24 protein-coding genes and 1 riboswitch are annotated in these 25,318 nt (G+C 62.0%); of the genes, 17 read left to right on the forward strand and 7 right to left on the reverse strand.

The genetic code is table 11. The annotated features are described in order from the left end of the window. Nucleotides 1–95: 95 nt before the first annotated feature. Entirely contained in the window at nucleotides 96–1,409 is a 1,314-nt protein-coding gene (locus QMX91_RS12245; RefSeq protein WP_134785786.1) for a sorbosone dehydrogenase family protein, read from the reverse strand. Between the two features lie 66 nt (nucleotides 1,410–1,475). After that, a complete protein-coding gene (locus QMX91_RS12250) occupies nucleotides 1,476–2,060 on the reverse strand; it encodes a hypothetical protein (RefSeq protein ID WP_247267675.1) in 585 nt (194 codons plus the stop codon). A 163-nt stretch (nucleotides 2,061–2,223) separates the two neighbouring features. Next, nucleotides 2,224–2,454, forward strand: a riboswitch (cobalamin riboswitch). Between the two features lie 80 nt (nucleotides 2,455–2,534). Here QMX91_RS12250 and cobO point away from each other — a divergent pair. The 14 genes from cobO to QMX91_RS12320 all read left to right on the forward strand — a co-directional run bounded on the left by cobO (nucleotide 2,535) and on the right by QMX91_RS12320 (nucleotide 14,188). Beyond that, a complete protein-coding gene (cobO, locus tag QMX91_RS12255; protein ID WP_041074346.1) occupies nucleotides 2,535–3,146 on the forward strand; it encodes a cob(I)yrinic acid a,c-diamide adenosyltransferase in 612 nt (203 codons plus the stop codon). Next, complete coding sequence (locus QMX91_RS12260; RefSeq protein WP_134785787.1) at nucleotides 3,143–4,525, forward strand: cobyrinate a,c-diamide synthase; 1,383 nt, start codon at nucleotides 3,143–3,145, stop codon at nucleotides 4,523–4,525. The genes cobO and QMX91_RS12260 overlap by 4 nt, the downstream gene beginning before the upstream one ends. Continuing rightward, nucleotides 4,522–5,172, forward strand: coding sequence for a 5,6-dimethylbenzimidazole synthase (gene bluB / locus QMX91_RS12265; protein ID WP_282412765.1), 651 nt, complete (start codon nucleotides 4,522–4,524; stop codon nucleotides 5,170–5,172). The genes QMX91_RS12260 and bluB overlap by 4 nt, the downstream gene beginning before the upstream one ends. Next, the gene (cbiB, locus tag QMX91_RS12270) at nucleotides 5,169–6,077 is read left to right on the forward strand and encodes an adenosylcobinamide-phosphate synthase CbiB (protein ID WP_097087506.1); all 909 of its coding nucleotides are present in this window, start codon (nucleotides 5,169–5,171) and stop codon (nucleotides 6,075–6,077) included. The genes bluB and cbiB overlap by 4 nt, the downstream gene beginning before the upstream one ends. After that, complete coding sequence (gene cobD, locus QMX91_RS12275) at nucleotides 6,070–7,062, forward strand: threonine-phosphate decarboxylase CobD (protein ID WP_282412766.1); 993 nt, start codon at nucleotides 6,070–6,072, stop codon at nucleotides 7,060–7,062. Before cbiB ends, cobD begins: the two co-directional genes overlap by 8 nt. Further along, a complete protein-coding gene (locus QMX91_RS12280; protein WP_282412767.1) occupies nucleotides 7,059–8,510 on the forward strand; it encodes a cobyric acid synthase in 1,452 nt (483 codons plus the stop codon). The genes cobD and QMX91_RS12280 overlap by 4 nt, the downstream gene beginning before the upstream one ends. 227 nt (nucleotides 8,511–8,737) lie before the next feature. Further along, nucleotides 8,738–9,259, forward strand: coding sequence for a bifunctional adenosylcobinamide kinase/adenosylcobinamide-phosphate guanylyltransferase (gene cobU / locus QMX91_RS12285; protein WP_098967887.1), 522 nt, complete (start codon nucleotides 8,738–8,740; stop codon nucleotides 9,257–9,259). Continuing rightward, nucleotides 9,256–10,311 carry a nicotinate-nucleotide--dimethylbenzimidazole phosphoribosyltransferase gene (cobT, locus tag QMX91_RS12290; protein ID WP_282412768.1) on the forward strand — a complete coding sequence of 352 codons (1,056 nt, stop codon included), beginning with the start codon at nucleotides 9,256–9,258 and terminating at the stop codon, nucleotides 10,309–10,311. The genes cobU and cobT overlap by 4 nt, the downstream gene beginning before the upstream one ends. Next, nucleotides 10,308–10,883 (forward strand): alpha-ribazole phosphatase family protein, encoded by a 576-nt coding sequence (gene cobC, locus QMX91_RS12295; protein WP_098967889.1) that lies wholly within the window; start codon nucleotides 10,308–10,310, stop codon nucleotides 10,881–10,883. Before cobT ends, cobC begins: the two co-directional genes overlap by 4 nt. Nucleotide 10,884: 1 nt before the next feature. Then, nucleotides 10,885–11,616: an adenosylcobinamide-GDP ribazoletransferase gene (locus tag QMX91_RS12300; protein ID WP_098967890.1), complete on the forward strand. Its 732-nt coding sequence runs from the start codon at nucleotides 10,885–10,887 to the stop codon at nucleotides 11,614–11,616. A gap of 173 nt (nucleotides 11,617–11,789) precedes the next feature. Further along, nucleotides 11,790–12,194, forward strand: coding sequence for a MarR family transcriptional regulator (locus QMX91_RS12305; protein ID WP_007950413.1), 405 nt, complete (start codon nucleotides 11,790–11,792; stop codon nucleotides 12,192–12,194). Nucleotides 12,195–12,247: 53 nt separating this feature from the next. After that, complete coding sequence (locus tag QMX91_RS12310; protein ID WP_098967891.1) at nucleotides 12,248–13,456, forward strand: MFS transporter; 1,209 nt, start codon at nucleotides 12,248–12,250, stop codon at nucleotides 13,454–13,456. Continuing rightward, entirely contained in the window at nucleotides 13,453–13,578 is a 126-nt protein-coding gene (locus tag QMX91_RS12315) for a hypothetical protein (protein WP_256616859.1), read from the forward strand. Before QMX91_RS12310 ends, QMX91_RS12315 begins: the two co-directional genes overlap by 4 nt. Before the next feature lie 52 nt (nucleotides 13,579–13,630). Continuing rightward, complete coding sequence (locus QMX91_RS12320) at nucleotides 13,631–14,188, forward strand: redoxin domain-containing protein (RefSeq protein WP_003223074.1); 558 nt, start codon at nucleotides 13,631–13,633, stop codon at nucleotides 14,186–14,188. A gap of 202 nt (nucleotides 14,189–14,390) precedes the next feature. Here the strand turns inward: QMX91_RS12320 and QMX91_RS12325 are convergent, their stop codons facing one another. The 3 genes from QMX91_RS12325 to QMX91_RS12335 all read right to left on the reverse strand — a co-directional run bounded on the left by QMX91_RS12325 (nucleotide 14,391) and on the right by QMX91_RS12335 (nucleotide 16,790). Beyond that, nucleotides 14,391–15,662, reverse strand: a complete 1,272-nt coding sequence (locus tag QMX91_RS12325) for an outer membrane protein transport protein (protein WP_134785798.1) — start codon at nucleotides 15,660–15,662, stop codon at nucleotides 14,391–14,393. Nucleotides 15,663–15,808: 146 nt separating this feature from the next. Continuing rightward, entirely contained in the window at nucleotides 15,809–16,291 is a 483-nt protein-coding gene (locus tag QMX91_RS12330) for a hypothetical protein (RefSeq protein ID WP_096797718.1), read from the reverse strand. A 274-nt stretch (nucleotides 16,292–16,565) separates the two neighbouring features. Continuing rightward, nucleotides 16,566–16,790, reverse strand: coding sequence for a hypothetical protein (locus QMX91_RS12335; protein WP_007962908.1), 225 nt, complete (start codon nucleotides 16,788–16,790; stop codon nucleotides 16,566–16,568). A gap of 1,010 nt (nucleotides 16,791–17,800) precedes the next feature. Between QMX91_RS12335 and QMX91_RS12340 the strand changes: the two genes are divergently transcribed. Then, nucleotides 17,801–18,124 (forward strand): sel1 repeat family protein, encoded by a 324-nt coding sequence (locus QMX91_RS12340; RefSeq protein ID WP_081730279.1) that lies wholly within the window; start codon nucleotides 17,801–17,803, stop codon nucleotides 18,122–18,124. A gap of 175 nt (nucleotides 18,125–18,299) precedes the next feature. Further along, complete coding sequence (gene rmuC / locus QMX91_RS12345; protein WP_167734194.1) at nucleotides 18,300–19,664, forward strand: DNA recombination protein RmuC; 1,365 nt, start codon at nucleotides 18,300–18,302, stop codon at nucleotides 19,662–19,664. A 113-nt stretch (nucleotides 19,665–19,777) separates the two neighbouring features. Here rmuC and QMX91_RS12350 read toward each other — a convergent pair whose 3' ends face one another. Further along, the gene (locus tag QMX91_RS12350; protein ID WP_282412769.1) at nucleotides 19,778–23,248 is read right to left on the reverse strand and encodes a PAS domain-containing hybrid sensor histidine kinase/response regulator; all 3,471 of its coding nucleotides are present in this window, start codon (nucleotides 23,246–23,248) and stop codon (nucleotides 19,778–19,780) included. A 222-nt stretch (nucleotides 23,249–23,470) separates the two neighbouring features. Beyond that, the gene (locus QMX91_RS12355) at nucleotides 23,471–24,013 is read right to left on the reverse strand and encodes a TetR/AcrR family transcriptional regulator (protein ID WP_108182099.1); all 543 of its coding nucleotides are present in this window, start codon (nucleotides 24,011–24,013) and stop codon (nucleotides 23,471–23,473) included. 91 nt (nucleotides 24,014–24,104) lie between these two features. Between QMX91_RS12355 and QMX91_RS12360 the strand changes: the two genes are divergently transcribed. Continuing rightward, nucleotides 24,105–25,307: an MFS transporter gene (locus QMX91_RS12360; protein ID WP_282412770.1), complete on the forward strand. Its 1,203-nt coding sequence runs from the start codon at nucleotides 24,105–24,107 to the stop codon at nucleotides 25,305–25,307. The last annotated feature ends 11 nt before the right edge of the window (nucleotides 25,308–25,318 follow it).

Raw genomic sequence — 25,318 nt, forward strand, 5'->3', positions numbered from 1 at the left:
CGCGAATGCGGTGTGTCATTCACCCATGATGTTGAATGACCTGACGCTTTCGCGAGCAAGCCCGCTCCCACATTTGTTATGTGTCGGGCCCTGATTTATTTAGCGGCCGACACCCGCCAAACCTTGTTCCCCACATCATCCGCCACCAGCAAACCACCTTGCTGGTCGATCACCACGCCTACCGGGCGACCCAAAGCGTTCTCGTCCTTGTCGAGGAAACCGGTCAGCACATCCACCGGTGCTCCATTCGGCTTGCCGGCCGCGAACGGTACGAAAATCACTTTATAACCACTGTGCGGTTTGCGGTTCCACGAGCCGTGTTGACCGATGAACGCGCCTTCCTTGAACTGCGCCGGCAGGCTGTTGCCTTCGGCGAAGGTCAGGCCCAGCGAGGCAGTGTGCGGGCCGACGGCGTAGTCCGGGGCGATAGCTTTGGCCACCAGATCCGGATTCTGCGGTTTTACTCGCACATCCACGTGTTGACCGTAATAGCTGAATGGCCAGCCGTAAAAACCGCCGTCCTTGACCGAGGTGATGTAGTCCGGCACCAAGTCGCTGCCGATCTCGTCACGCTCATTGACCGCTGTCCACAGCGCGCCTGTCGTGGGCTCCCACGCCAGGCCGTTGGGGTTGCGGATGCCCGAGGCGAAGATCCGGTGGTTGCCGGTGGCGCGATCGACTTCCCAGATCGCGGCGCGACCTTCTTCTTTATCCAGACCATTCTCGCCGACGTTGCTGTTCGAGCCGACAGTGACGTACAGCTTACTGCCGTCATTGCTGGCGATGACGTTTTTGGTCCAGTGATGGTTCAGCGTGCCGCCCGGCAGATCGGTGACTTTGATCGGCTGGGTCTTGATCTCGGTCGCGCCGGATTCGTAGTGGAAGCGCAGCAGGCGATCGGTGTCAGCGACGTACAAATCGTTACCGACCAGGGTCATGCCAAACGGCGAATTGAGATTTTGAAGAAACACCGTGCGGGTCTCGGCCACGCCGTCGTGGTCGGCGTCGCGCAACAGGGTGATGCGGTTCGGGCTCGGCACACCAGCGCCGGCCTTGCCCATGACTTTCTTCATCACCCAGCCACGAATGCCGCTGCTGTCGTCAGGCTTGGGCGGAGCGTTGGTTTCCGCCACCAGCACGTCACCGTTGGGCAGCACGTAGAGCCAGCGCGGATGATCGAGGCCTTCGGCGAATGCTGCGACTTGCGTACCGGCTACGGCGGTCGGTTTACCGCCTGCAGGCCAGCCGACCGCCGGGGCGATGTTCACCGTCGGGATCAGGGTTTTGTTTGGTTCAGGCAGCTTCGGCGACGGACCGGTGCCGTCAGAAACTTGCAGGCTGGAGGATTCACCGCAGGCGGCGAGCCCTCCGGCGAGGGCGATGACGAGAGCGAGTTGGGTTTTGCGCATTACTGATCTTCCCTATGAATGCATGCCTAATCATAGAGGAGTGCGCGCACCCGATGGTTCAACCGCTCAACCACGGGCCTCTTTGAACAGCACGGCGATGCCTGGGTGATAGTTACCCGCTTCGCTGCGCAACTTGCGGTAGGCGTAGGGGAAATACCAGGCCACTGCGCAGCAGTGTTCCTTTTGCAGGTCGTCGACCATGTCCTGCAACTCTTCGGGGCTGGCGCTGTGTTGGGCTTTTTGCGGGGCGACGAACAGGCAACCGAGCTTGAGGTCGCTGGCAAAACTGATGCGTTTGGCGTCGCTGGTGATGTCCAGCAGGGCCTGGGTCAGATTGAGGTTGTTGACCCGTGGCCAGCGCTGGGTGGCCTGAAGGTAGGCGCGGTCTTCGGCGCCGGCGATGAACAGATCGGCGCGGGCATTGCGTTCGCCTTCCTCGTTCTGCTTTCGGGTCGAGGTATCACAAAGGGTCACCAGCTCGGCCATCCAGGCGGCCGCGGAGAGCAAGCCGAGATTGGCTTTCTCGTCATGCCAGTAAGGGGTGTCGTTGTCGCCGCGAATGGCGTTGTAGCGGTCGATACAGTCAAACCAGCGTTCAAGCATCGGGCGCAGGAATTCCAGGCGCGGGTTGCTGATGATCATGCCTTGCATCGTCATCATCCTTATTGTTGTGATGTGCTTTTCAATCAAAAGCATGGCTCTTTGATATCACTTGTCTCAGTGTGGCACAAGATTGGCGTCAGATAATTGATCGACGGCAGTTATTCGCCCGACGGCCCCCTCTTTAATTGACGCTCCACCCCCAACCCTCTAACCTTCGCGGCTTGTTTCAGGTGCTCTGTGACGCATGTCGACAGAGTGAAACAGGGAAGCCGGTGAGGGTTGTCTTCAGGCGAAGCACGATCACGATCCCGGCGCTGCCCCCGCAACGGTAAATGAGTGAAAACTGTGCATTGAGCCACTGTGTCGACGACGCGGGAAGGCGCGCAGTCAGGCGATTCGCCGCTCATGAGCCCGGAGACCGGCCTGATCCATCCAGCGGCATCACGGTGGGCGATGCCAGGCTTTTTGCCGTCTATTCTTGTGCCTGCCCGCCGTTATCCAGCCTCAACGGAGAGCTCCCCCATGACCGATTCCCCCGAGCGCGACGAACGCCATCTGGCGCGTATGCAGCGCAAAAAAGCCGTGATCGACGAACGCATCGCCAATTCGCCTGACGAATGCGGCCTGGTGCTGGTGTTGACCGGCAATGGCAAAGGCAAAAGCAGCTCGGCGTTCGGCATGCTCGCCCGCGCCATGGGCCACGGCATGCAGTGCGGCGTGGTGCAGTTCATCAAGGGCCGCAACAGCACAGGCGAAGAACTGTTCTTCCGCCGTTTCCCCGAGCAAGTGCGCTTTCACGTGATGGGCGAGGGCTTCACCTGGGAAACCCAGGATCGCCAGCGCGACATCGCTGCCGCCGAAGCCGCGTGGGCCGTTTCCCGCGAATTGCTGCGCGATCCGTCGATTGGCCTGGTGGTGCTGGACGAATTGAACATCGCCCTCAAGCACGGCTACCTCGATCTGGATCGAGTGCTCAGCGACTTGCAGGCGCGTCCGCCGATGCAGCACGTAATCGTCACCGGTCGCGCGGCCAAGCCGGAAATGATCGAGATGGGCGATACCGTCACCGAAATGGGCATGCTCAAACACGCCTTCCAGGCTGGCATCAAAGCGCAGAAAGGCGTCGAACTTTGAATCAACCACGTCACTGCCCGGCGGTACTGATTGCCGCGCCGGCCTCCGGTCAGGGCAAGACCACCGTCACCGCCGCGCTCGCGCGCTTGCATCGCAACCAGGGGCGCAAGGTGCGCGTGTTCAAGTGCGGCCCGGACTTTCTCGACCCGATGATTCTCGAGCGCGCCAGCGGTGCGCCGGTGTATCAACTGGACATGTGGATGGTCGGCGAGCAGGAAAGCCGCCGTCTGTTATGGGAAGCCGCCGCCGAAGCCGATCTGATCCTGATCGAAGGCGTGATGGGCTTGTTCGACGGCACGCCGTCCAGCGCTGATCTGGCGCGGCATTTTGGCGTACCGGTGCTCGGCGTGATCGACGGCACCGCCATGGCCCAGACCTTTGGTGCCTTGGCGCTGGGGCTGGCGCGTTATCAGCCGGACCTGCCGTTTGCCGGCGTGCTGGCCAACCGTGTCGGCACTTTGCGTCATGCGCAATTGCTCGAAGGCAGCCTCACCGAAGGTTTGCGCTGGTACGGCGCATTGTCCCGGGAAACCGGGATCGAGTTGCCGAGCCGCCATCTCGGTCTGGTGCAGGCCAGTGAACTGAATGATCTGGATCTGCGTCTCGACGCCGCCGCCGAAGCCTTGGCCAGCAGTTGCGAGGTAGCGCTGCCACCGGCCGTGGAATTCGCCGCGCCTGAAATGATCAGCGCTGAACCGCTGCTCGACGGCGTGCGCATTGCTGTCGCTCGCGATGAGGCCTTTGCCTTCACCTACGGCGCCAGTCTCGACCTGCTACGGGCGATGGGCGCCGAGTTGAGTTTCTTCTCGCCGATCCGCGATACGCAATTGCCCGAGACCGACAGTCTGTATCTGCCCGGCGGTTATCCGGAATTGCACCATGTCGCGCTGGCGCAAAACACCGCGATGCTCGATGCGATCCGTGCGCACCACGCCGCTGGTAAACCGCTGCTCGCCGAATGCGGCGGCATGCTCTATCTGCTCGACGCGTTGACCGATGTCGACGGCAATCGCGCCGAACTGGTCGGCCTGCTGCGCGGTGAGGCGGTGATGCAAAAACGTCTGGCGGCACTGGCACTGCAAGCGGTGGATCTGCCGGAGGGCTCGCTGCGTGGGCACACCTATCACCATTCCCTGACCAGCACCGAGCTGACGCCGATTGCCCGGGGCCTGAGCCCGAACGGCGGGCGTGGGGCCGAGGCGGTTTATCGGGAAGGGCGGATGACGGCGTCGTACGTGCATTTCTACTTTCCGTCGAATCCGACGGCGATTGCTGCATTGTTTGCGCCAGACCTCAAGGCCGCCTTCGCGAGCAAGCTCGCTCCCACATTGGATCACCTAACCCCTGTGGGAGCGGGCTTGCTCGCGAAGAGGCCATGACCGACAACGCATTCACTGAGGCCGAGCGCACAGCGGTCTATAAAGCCATCGCCGAACGCCGCGACATGCGCCACTTCACCGGCGGCACGGTCGAACCGGAGCTGCTGCGCCGTCTACTCGAAGCCGCGCATCAGGCGCCCAGCGTCGGTCTGATGCAGCCATGGCGTTTCATCCGCATCAGCGACCGCGCCTTGCGTGGGCAGATCCAGAGCCTCGTCGAAGAAGAACGCGTGCGCACCGCCGAAGCCCTCGGCGAGCGCAGTGACGAGTTCATGAAGCTCAAGGTCGAAGGCATCAACGACTGCGCCGAAGTCCTGGTCGCGGCGCTGATGGACGATCGCGAAAAACATATTTTCGGCCGTCGTACGCTGCCGGAAATGGACATGGCCTCGCTGTCCTGCGCGATTCAGAATCTGTGGCTGGCGTCCCGTGCCGAAGGACTGGGCATGGGCTGGGTGTCAGTGTTCGAACCGCAGGCACTGGCCGATCTGCTGCAGTTGCCGGCCGGGGCCAAGCCGCTGGCAGTGTTGTGCCTGGGGCCGGTCAAGGCATTCTATCCGGCGCCGATGCTGGTACTCGAAGGGTGGGCGCAGGCGCGTCCGCTCAATGAGTTGCTGTACGAAAATTATTGGGGAGTGAGTCAATGAGTGTGGCGTTGTTGAGTGTCGCCGCAGTCGCGCTGGATGCGCTGCTGGGTGAACCGAAACGCTGGCATCCGCTGGTGGCGTTCGGCAATTTTGCCGGGCGCATCGAGCGCCGTTTCAATGCAGGCGGGCGCGGCTGGCGCAGTCACGGGGTCACCGCGTGGGTGATCGCGGTGCTGCCGCTGACCTTGCTCGCCACCGCGTTTTCCTGGGCACCTTACGTGGGCTGGATCGTCGAGATTCTGGCGCTGTATTGCGCCCTCGGCATGCGCAGCCTCGGTGAGCATGTCGCGCCGGTAGCCGCCGCCTTGCGCGCCGATGATCTGGAAGAGGCGCGCAAACGCGTCGGCTATCTGGTCAGCCGCCAGACCAGCGAACTGGACAGCACCGCCGTTGCGCGCGCGGCCACCGAGTCGGTACTGGAGAACGGCAGTGACGCGGTGTTCGCCGCGCTGTTCTGGTTTGTCGTGGCCGGCGCGCCGGGCGTGGTGCTCTATCGCCTGAGCAATACGCTCGACGCTATGTGGGGCTATCGCAACGAACGCTTCGAACGCTTCGGCTGGTGCGCGGCAAAAATCGACGACGTGCTCAACTATATTCCGGCCCGGCTGGTGGCGCTGACCTACGCGCTGCTGGGCAACACCCGGCTCGCCTGGAAATGCTGGCGCAGCCAGGGCCCGCAATGGGACAGCCCGAATGCCGGTCCGGTGATGGCGGCCGGTGCCGGTGCGTTGAATGTCGAACTGGGCGGGCCGGCGATCTATCACGGCGAACTGCATGAGCGTCCGCAACTGGGCGAAGGTTCGCCGGCCGATGCCGATTCGATTGATCGCGGCTGGCAATTGGTCCAGCGCGGGGTATGGTTATGGCTGCTGATTCTCTGCGTGGGGGCTGAATTCTATGCTTGAGCACGGTGGCCGGCTGCGCAAGGCTGCACTCGATTACGGGATTGCCGAGGCCGACTGGCTCGACTTATCCAGCGGCCTCGCGCCGTGGCCGTTTGCGGTGCCGGAGATTCCGCTGCGCGCCTGGGCACGCTTGCCGGAAACCGACGACGGGCTGGAACAGGCCGCGTGTGATTACTACGGCGCTTCGCAGGTGCTGCCGGTGGCCGGTTCGCAGATGGCGATCCAATTGCTGCCGCGTTTGCGCCGCGCCGGCAAGGTCGGTGTGTTGTCGCCGTGTTATGCCGAGCACGCCGAAGCCTGGCGTCGCAGTGGTTACATCGTGCGCGAAGTGCTGGAGCAGGAAGTCGAGTTCTTTCTCGACAGCCTCGACGTGCTGGTGGTGGTCAATCCGAACAACCCCACGGGTCTGAGCCTGACCCCGGCGCGGCTGCTCGACTGGCACGCTCGGCTGGCCCAGCGTGGCGGCTGGCTGGTGGTCGATGAAGCGTTCATGGATAACACACCGCAGCTGAGTCTGGCGTCGTATACCCATCACGTTGGCCTGATCGTGTTGCGCTCGTTCGGCAAGTTTTTCGGTCTGGCCGGGGTGCGTCTGGGCTTCGTGCTGGCCGAGCGCAAGTTGCTCAGGTTGCTCGCGGAGCAGGTAGGACCCTGGGCGGTCAGCGGGCCGACGCGGGTGCTCGGTCAGGCTTGCCTGCAAGACACCGAAGCGCACACCCGGCAACGCATTCGCAGCGATGAAGCCAGTGAACGCCTCGCGTTGTTGCTGGAGCGCTATGGCTTCAAACCTCAGGGCGGTTGCGCGTTGTTTCAGTGGCTGATCACCGAGCACGCGCCTGCGCTGCACGAGTTCATGGCCCGACGCGGCATCCTCCTGCGCATCTTCACCCATAACAGCAGCCTGCGTTTTGGCCTGCCTGCCAACGCCGCTGAAGAAGCGCGTCTCGAACAGGCGCTGCAAGCCTTTGCCAAGGAATCGAAATGACCACGCTGATGGTGCAAGGCACCACGTCCGACGCCGGTAAAAGCACGCTGGTGACGGCGCTGTGCCGCTGGGCCACCCGTCAGGGCGTGGCGGTGGTGCCGTTCAAACCGCAGAACATGGCGCTCAACAGCGCGGTGACCGCCGACGGCGGCGAGATCGGCCGGGCTCAAGCGGTGCAGGCGCAAGCCGCGCATCTCGAACCGCACACCGACATGAACCCGGTGTTGCTCAAGCCCAACAGCGACACCGGCGCGCAGGTAATCATCCATGGCCGTGCGGTCACCAGCATGAACGCGGTGGCGTATCACGACTACAAAGCCATCGCCATGCAAGCGGTGCTCGCGTCGCACCAGCGACTCAGCGCGGCATATCCGCTGGTGATGGTCGAAGGCGCTGGCTCGCCGGCCGAGATCAACCTGCGTGCCGGTGACATCGCCAACATGGGCTTTGCTGAAGCGGTGGATTGCCCGGTGCTGCTGATCGCCGACATCAATCGCGGCGGCGTTTTCGCGCATCTGGTCGGCACGCTGGAGTTGCTTTCGCCGAGCGAACAGGCACGGGTCAAAGGTTTCATCATCAATCGTTTTCGCGGTGACATCGCCTTGCTCCAACCGGGCCTCGACTGGCTGGAACAGCGCACCGGCAAACCGGTGGTGGGCGTGCTGCCATACGTGATGGATCTGCATCTGGAGGCCGAGGACGGCATCGACCAGCGCCAGACCGACAAGGCCGAGCAAGTGCTGAAAGTGGTGGTGCCGGTGCTGCCGCGCATCAGCAATCACACTGACTTTGATCCGCTGCGTTTGCATCCGCAGGTCGATCTGCAATTCATCGGCTCGGGGCAGGCGATCCCTGCCGCCGACCTGATCATCCTGCCCGGCTCGAAAAGCGTGCGCAGCGACCTCGCGTATCTGCGCGCCAACGGCTGGGACGCGGCGATTAATCGGCACTTGCGCTATGGCGGCAAGTTGCTGGGGATCTGCGGCGGTCTGCAAATGCTCGGCGAGCAAGTGCACGATCCGCTGGGCCTCGAAGGCGCGCCGGGTTCCAGTGCCGGCCTCGGTTTGCTGGCGTTCGAAACCACGCTGGAAGCCGAGAAGCAGTTGCGCAATGTCCGTGGGCATCTGGCGCTGGAAAACGCCGAGGTCAGTGGCTATGAAATCCATGCGGGCGTGACGGTGGGGCCGGCGCTGGAGAACGCGGCGGTGCATCTGGATGACGGTCGTTGCGACGGCGCGCAGAGTCTGGACGGGCAGGTGTTCGGCACTTATCTGCACGGCTTGTTTGAATCACCGCAAGCCAGTGCCGCGTTGCTGCGCTGGGCCGGGTTGAGCGATGTGCAGGAGGTGGATTACCACGGCTTGCGCGAGCGCGATATCGAGCGGTTGGCGGATCTGGTAGAGCAGCATCTGGATACCGGGCTGCTGCGTCAGCTCTGCGGGATTTAGGCTGGCTGTTACGGCCTCTTCGCGAGCAGGCTCGCTCCCACTTTGGAACGCATTCCCATGTGGGAGCGGGCTTGCTCGCGAAGGGGCCGGTGCCACAATACATAAATGACAGGACATCTCCATCCTCCACAGGGGAGTGAGGTGTTTCAGCCACTGCGGTCACTGTGGGAGCGGGCTTGCCCGCGAAGAGGGCGATTGCCTCAACACATAATTTTCAGGATGTCCCCATGCTCCAACTGATCCTCGGCGGCGCCCGCTCCGGCAAAAGTCGCCTGGCGGAAAAACTCGCCAGCGACAGCCATCTGGCGGTCACTTACATCGCCACCAGCCAGCCGCTGGACGGTGAGATGAACGAACGCGTCGCCCATCACCGCGCCCGGCGTCCGGCCGAATGGGCGCTGATCGAAGAGCCGCTGCAACTGGCCCGCGTCCTGCGTGAAAACGCCAGTGCCGAGCGTTGCCTGCTGGTGGATTGCCTGACCCTGTGGCTGACCAATCTGCTGATGCTCGATGACGCCGCGCGTCTCGCCGCCGAGCGTGAAGCCCTGCTGGACTGCCTGGCGTCATTGCCGGGGGAAATCATTTTTGTCAGCAACGAGACCGGAATGGGTGTCGTGCCGCTGGGCGAATTGACTCGCCGCTACGTCGATGAAGCCGGTTGGCTGCATCAAGCTCTGGCCGAGCGTTGTCAGCGAGTCGTCCTGACCGTCGCCGGCCTGCCCCTGACCCTGAAAGGACCTGCGTTATGACTCAAGCGTGGTGGTTGAACCCGTGCCAATCCGTGAATGCCGAGATCGTTGAACAGGCGGCGGCGCGCCAACTGCAACTGACCAAACCGGCCGGCTCCCTCGGTCGCCTCGAAAGCGTGGCGGTGCAACTGGCCGGATTGCAGGGACAGATCAAGCCGACCCTTAAGCAAGTCTGGATCGCGATTTTCGCTGGTGATCACGGGGTGGTCGCGGAAGGCGTTTCGGCATTCCCGCAGGAAGTCACTGGGCAGATGTTGCTCAACTTCGTCAGCGGCGGCGCGGCGATCAGCGTGCTGGCGCGGCAGCTCGATGCACAGCTGGAAGTGGTCGATCTGGGCACCGTGACACCGACGTTGAATCTGCCGGGCGTGCGTCATCTGAACATCGGCCCTGGCACGGCGAATTTCGCCAAGGGCGCGGCGATGACCCAGGCACAGGGCGAACTTGCCTTGCAGGCCGGTCGTGACAGCGTGCTGCGCGCCAAAGCCGTTGGTACAGAGTTGTTCATCGGTGGCGAAATGGGCATCGGCAACACCACTGCCGCCAGTGCGCTGGCGTGTGCCTTGCTCGATTGCCCGGTGGTACACCTGACCGGTCCCGGTACCGGGTTGAATGCCGAGGGCGTCAGCCATAAAGCGCAAGTGATCGAGCGCGCACTGGCGCTGCACGCAGCACAGCGCGGCGATGCGCTGCAAACCCTGTTCAACCTCGGCGGGTTTGAAATCGCCGCACTGGTCGGCGCGTACCTGGCCTGTGCGCAGGAAGGCGTCGCGGTGCTGGTCGACGGCTTTATCTGCACGGTCGCCGCGTTGGTCGCGGTGCGGCTGAATCCGGCCTGCCGCGAGTGGCTGCTGTTCGGTCATCGTGGGGCCGAGCCGGGCCATCGCCATGTGCTGGAAACACTTAACGCCGAACCGTTGCTGGAGCTCGGCCTGCGTCTGGGCGAGGGCAGCGGCGCGGCATTGGCCGTGCCGCTATTGCGTCTGGCCTGTGACCTTCACGGGCAGATGGCGACGTTCGCCGAAGCCGCGGTGGCGGATCGTCCGGCATGACCTTGCGTCTGGACCTGCTGCGCCACGGTGAGACTGAGCTGGGCGGCGGTTTGCGCGGCAGTCTCGATGATGCGCTCACCGAAAAGGGCTGGGCACAGATGCGTGCCGCGGTGCTGGTGGGCGGGCCGTGGGACCGGCTGATCAGTTCGCCGCTGCAGCGTTGCGCGCGGTTCGCTGCAGAGCTGGGCGAACAACTGAATCTGCCGGTGCAGTTGGACAAGGATCTGCAGGAACTGCACTTCGGTGCCTGGGAAGGCCAGAGCGCAGCGGCGTTGATGGAGACTGATGCCGAAGCGCTGGGGCTGTTCTGGGCTGATCCCTATGCCTTCACCCCGCCGCAGGGTGAGCCGGTCAGCGATTTTGCGGCTCGCGTGCTGGGCGCGGTTGCGCGGTTGCATCAGGCCAATGCCGGTGAACGCGTTTTGTTGATCAGTCATGGCGGCGTGATGCGTCTGTTGCTGGCGCAGGCGCGAGGTTTGCCGCGTGAGCAGTTGCTCAATGTCGAAGTCGCGCATGCTTCATTGTTTTCCCTGACCGTTGAAGCCGATGGTTCGCTTAAGGAAGGTCACTGAGATGCTGCCACTGTGGATCGCCCTGCAATTTCTCAGTAGTTTGCCGATTCGTCTGCCGGGGATGCCGGAGCCGCAACAGCTCGGGCGTTCGCTGTTGTTTTATCCGCTGGTGGGGTTGCTGTTCGGAGGGATCCTCTGGGCATTCAACCTGGCGTTGGCCGGCGCACCGTTGTTGCTGCATGCGGCGCTGTTGCTGACGGTGTGGGTGCTGCTCAGCGGCGCGCTGCACCTCGACGGACTGGCCGACAGCGCCGATGCCTGGCTTGGCGGTTTCGGTGATCGCGAGCGCACGCTGACGATCATGAAGGATCCGCGCAGCGGGCCGATTGCCGTGGTGACGCTGGTGTTGGTGTTGCTGCTGAAGTTCTGCGCGTTGCTGGCGCTGGTCGAGCAGGGGGATGCGGTGATGTTGATCATCGTGCCGTTGCTGGGGCGGGCGGCGCTGCTGGGGCTGTTTCTGACCACGCCGTATGTGCGCGCGGGTGGGTTGGGGCAGGCGTTGGCTGATCATTTGCCGCGTAGAGCTGGTTGGTGGGTGCTCGGGGCGAGTGTGCTGGCGTGTTTGCTGATTGCCGGGGTGAAAGCGATTGTTGCGCTGGTTGTCGCGTTCGTCGGGTTTGTCTGGCTGCGGCGGGTGATGGTGCGGCGGTTGGGCGGGACTACGGGCGATACGGCGGGGGCGTTGCTGGAATTGCTGGAGATGGTGGTGTTGGTTGGGGTGGTGTTGGTCTGAGCCATATATGTAACCGTGCTGGCCCCTTCGCGAGCAAGCTCGCTCCCACATTTGGAATGCATTCCCCTGTGGGAGCGGGCTTGCTCGCGAAGGCGACCCGTCAGGCGCCGGAAATGTTCTTGAATCACTACATGTAACTTGATTTAACACAGTCGCGGGTATATACACGCATCATGCTTCCTTCTCAGTGTTTGTGCACCAACCTGCGTCGCGCCGCTCGTGGCGTCAGCAGGCATTACGACGGCGCTCTCGACGGCTTCGGGATCAACGTTGCCCAGTATTCTTTGCTGTGCAACCTGCAGCGTCTGGATCAACCGAGCATCTCGGAACTGGCCGAAGCCATGGGTCTGGATCGCAGCACCCTGGGGCGCAACCTGCGGGTGCTCGAAGGCGAGGGCCTGGTGGCGCTGGCCGAGGGCGAGGACATGCGCAATCGCATCGTCCGGCTCACCGAAACCGGTGCACAACGCCTCGCGGCGGCGCTGCCGGCCTGGGAAGCGGCGCAACAGCGATTGATCGATCGTCTGGGCGCCGAGAAGCGTGAAACCTTGCTGCGACTGTTGGATGAACTGGCCTGAAGGCCGGTTTTTCCGGTTTTAAGCGGGTATATACCCGCGAACGGAGAATAACAATGACATCGATGTGGCGTACGTGCGGTTGGGTGTTGCTGGGAAGTGCGCTGATTCTGGCGTTGTCATTGGGCGTGCGGCACGGCTTCGGTCTGTTCCTGTCGCCGATGAGTGCGCAGTTCGGCTGGGGGCGCGAAGTGTTTGCCTTCGCCATCGCCTTGCAGAACCTGATCTGGGGTCTGGCGCAGCCGTTCACTGGCGCCCTGGCTGACCGTTTCGGTGCGGCGAAAGTGGTGCTGGTCGGCGGCGTGCTGTATGCCGGGGGCCTGGTGTGCATGGGGCTGTCCGATTCGGCGCTGACCCTGTCGCTGAGTGCCGGTCTGTTGATCGGTATCGGTCTGTCCGGTACGTCGTTCTCGGTGATTCTCGGCGTGGTCGGTCGTGCGGTGCCGCCGGAAAAACGTAGCATGGGCATGGGCATCGCCAGTGCTGCCGGTTCGTTCGGCCAGTTTGCGATGTTGCCGGGCACGCTGGGTTTGATCGGCTGGCTCGGCTGGTCGGCGGCGCTGTTGGTACTCGGTTTGCTGGTGGCGCTGATCGTGCCGTTGGTGAGCATGCTCAAGGACAAGCCGCTGCCGGTGTTCGGTCATGAGCAGACCCTGTCTGAAGCGCTGCGCGAAGCCTGCTCGCATTCCGGGTTCTGGTTACTGGCGTTCGGATTTTTCGTCTGCGGCTTCCAAGTGGTGTTCATTGGCGTGCATCTGCCGGCCTATCTGGTTGATCAGCATCTGCCGGCAACCGTCGGCACCACAGTGCTGGCGCTGATCGGGCTGTTCAATATCTTCGGCACTTATACTGCCGGCTGGCTCGGTGGGCGCATGTCCAAGCCGCGTCTGCTGACGGCGTTGTATCTGCTGCGTGCGGTGGTGATCGTGCTGTTTCTGTGGCTGCCGGTGACGACGACCTCGGCGTACCTGTTCGGCATGGCCATGGGCTTCCTCTGGCTGTCGACGGTGCCGTTGACCAACGGCACGGTGGCGACCTTGTTTGGCGTGCGTAACCTGTCCATGCTCGGCGGTATCGTGTTCCTCTTTCATCAACTCGGCTCGTTCCTCGGCGGCTGGCTGGGTGGGGTGGTGTATGACCGTACCGGGAGTTATGACTTGATCTGGCAAGTGGCGATTCTCTTGAGCCTGCTGGCGGCTGCGCTGAACTGGCCGGTGCGCGAGCGTCCGGTGGCGCGTCTGCAACCGGCTGTCGGCGCCGTATGAAGCGTTCCTGGCCGCGAATCGCCTTCATCGCACTCGGCGCGCTGTTGCTGGCGCTGGTGTGGTGGGGCTGGCATCAGGGCGGGCTGGCGTTGATGCAGTTGGGCATGGGTGCTTGCTTGTAGGCTTGGAGGGCGAGTAACGTCGATGTCTGATAACCGCATCAAGGATGCCGACATGTTCATGCGCTGGTGTGCTGTACCCGCGTTGTTGATGGCGTTGACCGGACTGGCCCAGGCCGCTGACTGTCCGGAGGCGCTGCAAGGTTCGTTGCCCAAGTTGCGCGCCAAGGAATCCGTCGATCTGTGCCAGCGCTACGCCGGCAAGCCGCTGGTGGTGGTCAATACCGCCAGTTTCTGTGGCTTCGCCCCACAGTTCGAGGGCCTCGAAGCGCTCAATCAGCACTACAAGGCGCAAGGCCTGGAAATGCTCGGCGTACCGTCCAATGACTTCAAGCAGGAGTCCAAGGACAGCGCCGAAACCGCCAAGGTCTGCTACGCCAATTACGGCGTGACCTTCACCATGACCGAGCCGCAGAAAGTCCGTGGCGACGATGCTACTCACCTGTTCAAGGTGCTGGCCGAGCAGAGCAGCGCGCCGAAGTGGAATTTCTACAAGTACGTGATTGATCGTCAGGGCAAGGTGATCGCGAATTTCTCCAGTCTGACCAAACCGGATGATCCGGAGTTTATTGCGGCGGTTGAAAAGGCCATCGCCTCAAAACCGCTCAACTGATAACACACGCTTTTTGTGGGAGCGGGCTTGCTCGCGAAGGCTGCGGATCATTCAGCACTTGTTCTGGATGTCAGACCGCATTCGCGAGCCAGCCCGCTCCCACATTTGATCTGTGGTATTTGAATAGGCACAAAAAAGCCCCGCTTTCTGTAAAGAGAGCGGGGCTTTTCTGTGGGCGAGGGTTTAGCCTCGCCGTGCAGCATCAGAAGCGGTAAGTAGCGCCAACACCGAAACCGTTTGCCGAGTTTTCATACTTGGCATCGTAGGTCTGGCCACGATCGTTCTGGTTGTGGATCTTGACCGACTCTTCCTTCAGGTACGAGTAAGCCACGTCGATGGTCAGGTCTTCGGTCGGGCTCCAGCCGGCACCGATGCTGAAGATCGTGCGGTCGCCAGTAGGAATGCGTGGCGAACGGTCGACGTTGTTGGTCGGCGACTGATCGAAGGTCAGACCGGTACGCAGTACCCATTCCTTGTTCAGTTGGTACGAAGTACCCACGGCGTAAGCCCAGGAGTCGTGCCAGTTCTGGTCTTCGGTGATCTCGCCAAACTGACCGGCCAGCAGCGGCTGTACGCCCGAGTTTTCAACGGTGATCTTCTTCAACTGGCTCCAGCGGGTCCAGGTCGAACCGGCATAGACGTTCCAGCGGTCGTTGATCGCTTGAGTAACCGAGAAGTCCACGGATTCAGGTGTGGTGATCTTCAGCGAAGCGTCGTACTTCTGGCTGGCGCCCAGACCGACTGCAGCCAGTGCGCCGTAGTTGACCTTGGTGTTGCCTTCGAGCTTGTAGTCGACTTTCGAGTGGTAGGTCAGACCCAGGCGAGTGGTGTCGGTGGCCTGTACCAGTACGCCGATGTTGTAGCCCAGCGCGGTGTCGTCACCCTTGATCTTGACCTTGCCGTCCGGCGCCAGCTGAGTCACCGAGAGGTTGGACTCGAGGGTGCCGTCGATGCGGTTGATGGTCGGGCCGAAACCGATCGACACCACGTCGTTGAACTTGTAGCTGACGGTCGGCTGGAAGGTGATGACCTGGACTTCGGACTTGCTGCCGAAGTAACGGCCGGCAAACCCTTTTTCGTAATCGGTAATCAGGCCGAACGGCACGTACACGCCGAGGCCGAATGCCCAATGCTCGTCGATCGGTTTGACGTAGAAGCCCATAGGTACGGAGGTGAAGGGCACCATGTCGCCTTTGTTGCTGCCGCCGTTAGGGCTGGAGCTGGCGTCGCTGATATCGGTTTTGGCATCGAGGAATGCAACACCGCCGGTGACTTGTTCGCGCGTGATGCGCGACATGCCGGCAGGGTTGCCATAAACAGTGCTTGCGTCGTCGGCAGAAGAGGATCGCCCAGCGTAACCAGTGCCCATCCCGCTGATGCTGTGTTCGTTGATGGCAAAGCCAGCTGCGAAGATCTGGGTGGATGCCATGGTAACGGCGAGGCTAAGGGTGGTTTTGAGCATGACTTTTTTCATTATTAGAACTCCTGGTGATCACCGGGGCGAAAATTACCAACATTTTCGTCCCAGCGCTATAGTCCGTATGGCTTGAGTTAGAGCGGTTTTGTAGGACAATCCGACCAGATTCGCGACCTGTTGAGCGATCTTCTGAAACTCGCCAGTCAACACGCGACCTGATTCACCGGTGAAACACAGGTTTGCCAGGCGTAGGTGAAGTCGCGCAGACGACCTTGCGGCTGGAAGGTCTGACGCCAGATTCGCGCCATGCCCAGCAGATCGTCCGGGGCGGGGAGGGTGGTGTGTTGTTCTTCTACCAGCAGCCAGGCGATGGCGGTGGCGTAACGCAGGTTGACGGTCAATTCCAGGTGCGGGCCGCTCAAAAAAGCATGTTGGCTGGCGAGGCCGCGAACCAGGCTCGCACGCTCCGGATCGAGTGCCAGATAGTGATCCCAAAGGGCCTGGTGGCGGTGCTCGGCAATCCGGTAGAGGCCGTGGCCACGGCGGTCATGCAGGGCGGAACCGAGGGCGGACTGGCTGGCGGCAATGCCCAGCAGCAGGGATTCGGCAGTTGCGCAGTGGCGTCCCAGATAAATCAGTGTGGGACGGATCACATAGCGGCACAGTTCGCTGGCAGCGATACCCATAAAACCCTCGGATCTTGTAATTGGGCGGCGATACCTGAAGGGGCCTTGGCAGCGGTGGATCGACTCAGGCTCGCCGAAAGCGGATCAAGCCGCTTGAGTTGAAGTGTAGTGTCATATTCGCGACGTAAAGGCCTGTTTTTAAAATATTTCCGGCAGCGAGCCACAGGCGTTATATCCGAAGGTGCTTAGGCCTGAAGGGCTAAAAGCGAAATATCGGGCAATAAAAAACCCCGCATTTTGTGCGGGGCTTTTGCTTTTGCAGCCTTTTCGGCTCTCAGGCAATCAATGCCTGACGCGTACGATCAATAATGGCCTGCAGCGGTTCGGCGCTGGAGTATTGATCGGGGTACAGACGCTCGCTGTGGCGAGCGATCCCGTGTTCATTGACCACGGTGAAGCTGAAGCAGCCTTTGCGAGCGGCCATGATCAGGCAGTTCATTGGGGCAAAAGCGTTGGTTAGGGTGCGAATGGCATCCTGAGTCTGGATTTGAGTAGACATAGTTATTAGGTGTTCCTACAAATGACACGGATAAGAACCGTGCAACGTTAAAACGTTCCAGTAATGTCGACCACCATTGGTCGAACAAAGAACCCGACTGGAACAAAGCAGCCAGTTTGAAGCGCTGATAAGTTGGCGCGCTTGGGCTGGCAGGTAGGTACTTAGGAGGACAGGCAACACATCGAGGGCAAAGGTTCTGGGCCCGGGGTGAAGATCCTGATCAATTTGCAGGCTGGTTCGGTCAGAGTAAGTGGTCTTCGCAACACCCTTTGCATTCATTCAAAGGCAGTGTCGGCGCAAGATTTACCTGGAAACCATCGAGGGGTCGTTCCCGCTTTTTTCGGTGAAGGGCTTCTGGGAAGAAGGTTGACCGTGGGGATGTGTTCGACCGGAATTGACTTTCAGCTTGGTACTAACGCCGCGGATAGTAACGGAACGTCCTGGGCAATGCAAACCCGGCGGCAAAAAAAGATTTCGGTCGGTGGCGCGGATCACGGGGGACAGGGCTGGCCCCTTCGCGAGCAGGCTCGTTCCCACAGGAGAACGGGGCCGATTGTAGGAGCGAGCCTGCTCGCGAAGAAACCATCCGTCGCCACAAAAGCGTGCAGCCATGCCCAGCGCCAACCCGCTTATCCCCAGTCCGAGGCGCAAAACGGGCCAAAAAAGCGCATCGATATAACCGGGTAACAGGTACTTGTGCACATTAGTTGCGCAGACGGTAACCTTGCTGTCATATCAATCCTGACCCCGATGGCTGCCTGTATCAAAAGTTTAAGTCAATGAAAAATATCGTCTTTTTTTGTTGGTGAAAAAATCGTCAGTTTGACTGCGAGCCCCATTCCACAAGGCTTTGCGGAGGTTCGGGAGCGGTTGTCCACTGAGTTATCCACAGCTTCTGTGGATTGTCCCTAGCGCTTGCTCTAGGACGGGCGTGCCGGGTTTTTTTCGACTTTACCTGTACGAAAAAGAGAGTAGAGTGGCGCGCCTTCCGATCTGTCCCACAGTGTTTTATGAAGTTTCGCTCAGTATCAGACTCTGTTACCTCCGAACACCCTCGTGTTACCCCTCCCAAGCGATTTTCCGTGCGTGTGGCCGAATGGCTGCTCGACAGCCCGCGCCTGGGCGATAGCCGTAATGCCAAGCATCTGGCGGGGCGTCTGCTCAAGCAACCGGCGCGCGAAGGCGTGGTCGCCGCGCAAAGTCGTCTCGGCCAATTGATGTGCCGCGAGTGCGGCAATGCCCGTGATCGGCGCATCGGGCAGGATCTGCTGCGCCAGGCCGCCCGCGCCGGCGACCGGCGTGCACAACGGGAACTCGGTCTGCTCGAAGACTGAGCTGTCCAACGCCCCACGCCTTGGTTAACCTTCAGGCTTTATCGAATCGGCAGGAGTGGCTATGGCTATGGACTTGACCAGCGTGTTGCTGGGTCTGGCGGGCGCGGGATTGCCGCTGCTGGCGCTGGCCTGGCAACTGCAACGGCGGGCCAGTGATCGGCAAGCCGAGGTCGCCTTGCTCGAAGAGCGTCTGGCCATGGCGCAACTGGCGCAGGACGGGCTCAACGCCCAACTTGAGGCCAGCCGCGATGAAATCGTCGACCTCGGCCAGGCCAATGCCGCCAAGCAGGCGGAGCTGGCGGCCCTGCGCCGCGAAGTCGAGCTGCTGCAGATCGAGCGCGATGATGCCCGTGACGCTTCCCACGCGTGGAACATCGAGCGTGCCAACAAAGAGGCCGAATTGCGGCGTCTCGACGCACAGGCCGCGTCGCTTAACGCCGAACTGCGCGAGCAACAGGAAAGCCATCAACAACGCCTCAACGACCTGCAAGGCTCGCGCGATGAGCTGCGCGCGCAGTTCGCCGAGCTGGCGGGGAAGATCTTCGATGAGCGTGAACAGCGCTTTGCCGAAACCAGTCAACAGCGCCTCGGGCAGTTGCTCGATCCGCTGAAAGAACGCATCCAATCCTTCGAAAAACGCGTGGAAGAAAGCTATCAGGCCGAAGCCCGCGAACGCTTCTCGCTGGCCAAGGAGCTGGAGCGTCTGCAAGCGCTGAATCTGCGCCTGAGCGACGAAGCGACCAACCTGACCCGCGCCCTCAAAGGCCAGAAGACCCAAGGCAACTGGGGTGAGCTGATTCTTGAGCGGGTGCTGGAGCACGCGGGTCTGGAGAAGGGCCGCGAGTACCAGACCCAAGTCAATCTCAAGGGGCCGGACGGCGAGCGCTTCCAGCCGGATGTGATCATTTACCTGCCGGGCGACAAGCAGGTGGTGGTCGACTCCAAGGTCAGCCTCACTGCCTATCAGCAGTACGTTGCCGCCGAAGATGACACCCTCGGCCAGGTCGCGATCAAGCAGCACGTGCTGTCTCTGCGCAGCCACGTCAAGGGCCTCGCCGGCAAGGATTACAAGCGTCTGGAAGGCCTGCACAGCCTCGATTTTGTCTTGCTGTTCGTGCCGATCGAAGCGGCATTTTCCGCCGCCCTGCAAGCCGAGCCGGCGTTGTTCCAGGAAGCGTTCGACCGCAACATCGTGATCGTCAGCCCGACCACGTTGCTGGCGACGTTACGGGTGATCGACAGCCTGTGGAAGCAGGAGCGGCAAAGCCAGAACGCGCGGGAAATCGCCGAGCGTGCCGGCTGGCTGTACGACAAATTCGTGCTGTTCATTCAGGATCTGGACGAAGTCGGCAATCGCCTGCAACAGCTGGACAAGGCCTACAGCTCGGCGCGCAACAAACTCACGGAAGGGCGCGGCAACCTGGTCAGCCGCAGTGAGCAGCTCAAACTGCTCGGTGCGCGGGCCAGCAAGAGTTTGCCGGCGGATCTGCTGGAGCGGGCGATGACCGATGTCGATGGGCTGGTCGAAATCCCGGAATAACCCGAAGAGCTTCGCGAGCAGGCTCGCTCCCACAGTGAAACGCATTCCAAAGGTGTGAGCGGGCTTGCTCGCGAAGGCGTCAGTGGTAGCGCTGCAACACTCAAGTCAAACGGTTACAGCGGCACATACCGACTCAACAACGCCCGCAACGCCGCCGGTTTCACCGGTTTGGCCAGATAATCCAGCCCTGCCGCATGCACCTGCGCCACCGTCTCCGGGCGGCCATCGGCGCTGATCACCACCCCCGGCACCGGCTCGCCTAACGTGGTGCGCAGCCACGCCATCAGCTCGGTTCCGGTATCGCCGTGGTCGAGGTGATAGTCGACCAGTGCCAGTTGCGGTCGTATGCCATCGTTGAGCAACGCCGCGCATTCTTCGCGATTGCGCGCCGTCCACACCTGACAGCCCCAACGGCTCAGCAGGCTGTTCATGCCAATAAGAATGCTGTCTTCATTGTCGATGCACAGCACCTGCGCGCCGCTGAGCAACTTGCCGTTCAACTCCACCGCGGCGTTCTGCGGCAGTGATTGCGCCCGGGCCAGCGGTACGCTGACACTGAACACGCTGCCGCGCCCCGGCCACGAGCGTACGCGCAGGGTGTGGCCGAGCACGCGACATAAACCGTCGGCAATCGCCAGGCCCAGCCCAAGACCTTTTTCGGCGCGGGTCTGATGGCTATCGAGGCGCTTGAACTCCTCGAAAATCACTTGTTGTTTGTCTTCCGGAATCCCCGGTCCGCGATCCCACACTTCCAGACACAGTTCACTGCCGCGACGGCGTACGCCCAGCAGCACCGGGCCCTTGGCGTAGCGGAACGCGTTGGTGAGGAAGTTCTGCAAGATCCGTCGCAGCAGCTTGATGTCGCTGTCGATGCGCAACTGGCTGCCGCGCACACGGAACTTCAGGCCTTGTTCCTGGGCCAGCGCCTTGAATTCGGCGCCGAGCGTGTCGAACAGCTCATTGAGCGCGAACGACTTGCGATCCGGGTTGATCTTGCCGTTTTCCAGGCGGGAAATATCCAGCAGGTCGCTGATCAGGTCTTCTGCCGAACGCAGCGAACTGTCGAGGTGTTGCACCAGTTTCTGCGCCTCGCTGCTCAAGCCGTCGTCCTGATGGGAGAGGGCGGCAGAGAACAGGCGCGCGGCGTTTAGCGGCTGCATCAGGTCATGACTGACGGCGGCGAGGAAGCGGGTTTTCGACTGATTCGCGGCCTCGGCATGGCCCTTGGCTTCGGTCAGTGCGACGTTGAGCTGTGACAACTCCTGCGTACGCTCGCTGACCCGTTGTTCCAGGCCTTCGTTGGCCTCGGTCAGCGCCTGCTCGGCTTCGCGGAACGCGGTGATGTCGGTGAAACTCATGACGAAACCGCCGCCGGGCATCGGGTTGCCGATCAGCTCGATCACCCGGCCATTGGGGAACAGGCGTTCGGACGTGTGCGCGCGGCCCTGACGCATCCAGTGCAGGCGCCGGGCGACGTGGACTTCCGCTTCGCCGGGGCCGCACAGGCCGCGTTCGGCGTTGTAGCGAATGATGTCGGCAATCGGCCGGCCGACGCTGATCAAGCCGTCCGGGTAGTTGAACAGCTCCAGATAACGCCGGTTCCACGCCACCAGTTTCAGCGACTGGTCGACCACGCTGATGCCCTGGGTGATGTTCTCGATCGCGCCTTGCAGCAGGGCGCGGTTGAACTGCAGCACTTCCGAGGCTTCGTCAGCGATCCGGACGACGTCCTCCAGCTGCATTTCCCGGCCTTCAATCGCGGCTTTTACTACCGCGCGCGTCGACGAAGCGCCGAGCACACCGGCCAGCAGACGTTCGGTGTGGGCGATCCATTCGCCGTCAGCATTCTGGTTCGGGTTGAAGCCCTTGCCCTGGCGGTAAGCGAAACGAATGAAGCTCTGTCGCGCGCGCTCTTCACCGACAAAGCGTGCCGCCAGTTGCAGCAAATCATCAATCTGCACCGCGAGCATCGAGCGCGCACTCGGCCGCGCGCTGATTTCCTGACCAATGAAGCGCCCGGCCTGCCAGTGTTCCGAAACCCGCGTGCGCGACAGAACCGAGACCCAGGCGAACAAGGTGAAGTTGCCCGCCAGCGACAGCACCACGCCTTGGGTCAACGGAGTGATCGGCAGGTTCAGCGGGTTGCTGTGCAGCCACGCCAAGCCCGGGAACGTGCTCAGCGACCAGCCGAGGCTGTGGGCGGCAATCGGCAGGATCAGCGTGTAAAACCAGAGGAACGTACCGGCGGCCAGACCGGCGAACACCCCACGGCGGTTGGCCTGTTTCCAGTACAGCGCGCCGAGCATCGCCGGGGCCAGTTGGGTGACGGCGGCGAAGGCGATCTGGCCGATGGTTGCGAGGCTTGCGGTGGAGCCGAGCAAGCGGTAACTGACGTAGGCCAGCAACAGAATCAGCACGATGCTCACGCGGCGCACCGAGAGCATCCACTGACGGAACACTTCGAACGGGCGCTCGGCGTTGTTACGGCGCAGCAACCACGGCAAGAGCATGTCGTTGGAAACCATGGTCGACAGCGCTACGCTGGCCACGATCACCATGCCGGTGGCGGCCGACGCGCCGCCGATGAACGCCAGCAACGCCAGGGCCGGATGGGCCTGGGCCAGCGGCAGGCTGATCACGAACGAGTCGGGCAGTACGTGGCTCGGCAGCATCATCTGCCCGGCGAGGGCGATCGGCACCACGAACAGCGCGGCCAGCGCCAGATAAGCCGGGAACACCCACTTGGCCAGACGCAGGTCCTGCGGGTCGATGTTCTCCACCACGGTGACGTGAAACTGCCGCGGCAGGCAAATGATCGCCATCATCGCCACCCCGGTCTGCACCACCATCGATGGCCAGTTAATCGTTTCCTTCCAGTATTCCTCGAGGCGCGGCGCGAGCATCGCCTGATTGAACAGGTCGTCAAAACCGTCGTACAGCCCGTAGGTCACGAACGCGCCAACGGCAAGAAAGGCGAACAGCTTGACCAGCGATTCAAACGCAATCGCCAGCACCATGCCGCGGTGGTGCTCGGTGGCATCGAGGTTGCGCGTACCGAAGACGATGGTGAACAGCGCCAGTACCAGCGAGACGATCAGCGCGGTGTCCTGGGCGCGGGTGCCCATGGCGTCGGCCCCGGCGCCGATCAGCAGGTTCACGCCGAGCACGATGCCTTTGAGTTGCAGGGCGATGTAGGGCAGGACGCCAACCAGACAGATCAGCGCCACCACCACCGCCAGCGATTGTGATTTGCCGTAGCGCGCGGCGATGAAGTCGGCGATGGAGGTGATGTTCTCCTGTTTGCTGATCATCACCATTTTCTGCAGGACCCACGGCGCGCCCAGCAGCAACAGGATCGGCCCGAGGTAGATCGGCAGGAATGACCACAGCTGTTCGGCGGCTTGGCCGACGGCGCCGAAGAACGTCCAACTGGTGCAATAAACCGCCAGTGACAGGCTGTACACCCACGCGCGCATCCGCGGCGGCAACGGTGTGCTGCGACGGTCGCCGTAGAAGGCGATGGCGAACATGATGGCCATATAGGCCAGGGCGACGGCGGCGATCAGCCCGGTGGACAGCGACATGCAACACTCCCGACAAAAGACTCCCCGGCAGTCCTGCCCGGGCGGACAGTCTCGCATGAGTATGGCGGTTAGTCAGTGTCGACCAAGGTCGTGGCGTGGCGGGGTGTCGCAGGTTTGAGACCGGGTGGTTCTGAGGTGACTGGTCGGGCCTCTTCGCGAGCAGGCTCACTCCTACAGGTGGAACGCATTCCAATTGTAGGAGTGAGCCTGCTCGCGAAGGCGTCAGTCCTGTTTCAGCGCGATATCGATCAACCGATGCAGCTCATCCACCTCCAGCGCCGCCGCCGAAAACAGGATCCGGAACACCACCGGCGCCACCACCAGATTGATCAGATGATCAACGCTCGGCGCCGGCTCGTCAGGGTGACGCTCGATGATGGTCTGCAACTGCGCGCCAAGAATCGTCACGCAGTACCCCGGCGTGGCGCTGGCCTGCACGTCGCGCATCATGTTGCGCCCCGGCTCCGAACTCATTTCGTCCAGATATTGCTCGGCCCAGGCGCGGATATCACCGCGCAGGTCACCGGTCACCGCCGGTTCGCTGTCAGGGCGCATGCGGGCGAGGGCGACGTCGGCGAGCAACGCCGCCAGATCACCCCAGCGTCGATAGATCGTCGACGGCGTGACCCCGGCGCGCGCCGCAATTTGCGGGACAGTCACGGTGCTGCGCTCCTGTTCTTGCAGAAGCGCGCGGACTGCCGAATGAATCGACTCTTGCACCCGGGCACTGCGCCCGCCCGGGCGTAAACCTTCTTTAATAGCCATGCGCCAGACCTTAACACAAAGAATTTGCTTTAAGCCAAAGCCGAGAGCACACTCCGCAAAAGCAAAAAATTAGCTTTTGCGGAGTGTGCCCATGACCAGCCTTGCTTCCAATCGTGGCAGCCTGATTTTTCTGGCGATCACCTTACTGAGTTTTCTCGCCGCTTCCACGGCGCCGACGCCGTTGTATCACCTGTATCAGGATCAACTGCACTTCTCGGCAGCAGTGCTGACCCTTATTTTCGGCGTGTATGCGCTGAGTCTGCTGGCGGCGCTGCTGACGGTCGGATCGCTGTCCGATCACCTGGGACGTAAACCGGTGATCTTCACTGCCGTGCTGCTCAATGCGCTAGCGATGTTGCTGTTTATCAGCGCCGACAGTGTTGCCTGGCTGATCAGCGCCCGCGTATTGCAGGGTTTTGCCACCGGCATGGCCACCGCTGTTTTGAGCGCGACGCTGCTCGACACCGACCGTCAGCAAGGGCCGTTGATCAACAGCGTCGCACCGTTGCTCGGTATGGCGCTGGGCAGCATGGGCTGTGGTTTGCTGGCCGAGTTCGCCCCGGCGCCGTTGCAATTGACCTACTGGCTGCTGCTGGCGCTGTTTGTGTTGCAGGCGGTGTACGTCTGGCGTCTGCCGGAAAGCGTCACTCCACAAGCAGGGGCCTGGGCTTCGCTGCGGCCAACCCTGCATGTGCCGGTTCAGGCGCGTTCGACCTTATGGCGTGTGCTACCGCTGAACACCGCAACCTGGGCCCTCGGCGGCTTTTTTGCCTCGCTGGCGCCGTCGCTGGTGCGCACCGCCACGGGCTCGACGTCGAACCTGATCGGCGGCGCGACTGTCTCGGCGTTGACCGTGACCGGGGCGCTGATGATTTTCACTTTGCGCAATCGTCCCGCCGGCAAAGCCCTGCAAATCGGCGCCAGTCTGCTGCCTATCGGCGTGCTGCTGATTTTGCTCGGCGTGCACAGCGCCAGTCTGGCGCTGTTTTTCCTCGGCACACTGGTCGCCGGTTGCGGCTTTGGCTCGGGTTTCCTCGGCGCGGTGCGCAGCCTGGTGCCGTTGGCCCTGCCGCATGAACGGGCCGGTTTGATGTCGGCGTACTACGCGCTGAGTTATCTGGCGTTCTGTTTGCCGGCGTTGCTGGCTGGGCATTTGACTATCAGCTTTGGTTTGCTGGCGACTACTGACTGTTACGGCTTGGCATTGGTGGTTCTCTCAGTAAGCGGTCTGATTCTGATCTCGCGTCAACCTCTGGTCTCGCGCATTAACCTCAATCCTTCCGCGGGTGAATAATTGTTTGATGG

Source organism: Pseudomonas sp. PS01299, from assembly GCF_029960145.1.
Classification (GTDB): Bacteria; Pseudomonadota; Gammaproteobacteria; order Pseudomonadales; family Pseudomonadaceae; genus Aquipseudomonas; species Aquipseudomonas putida_A.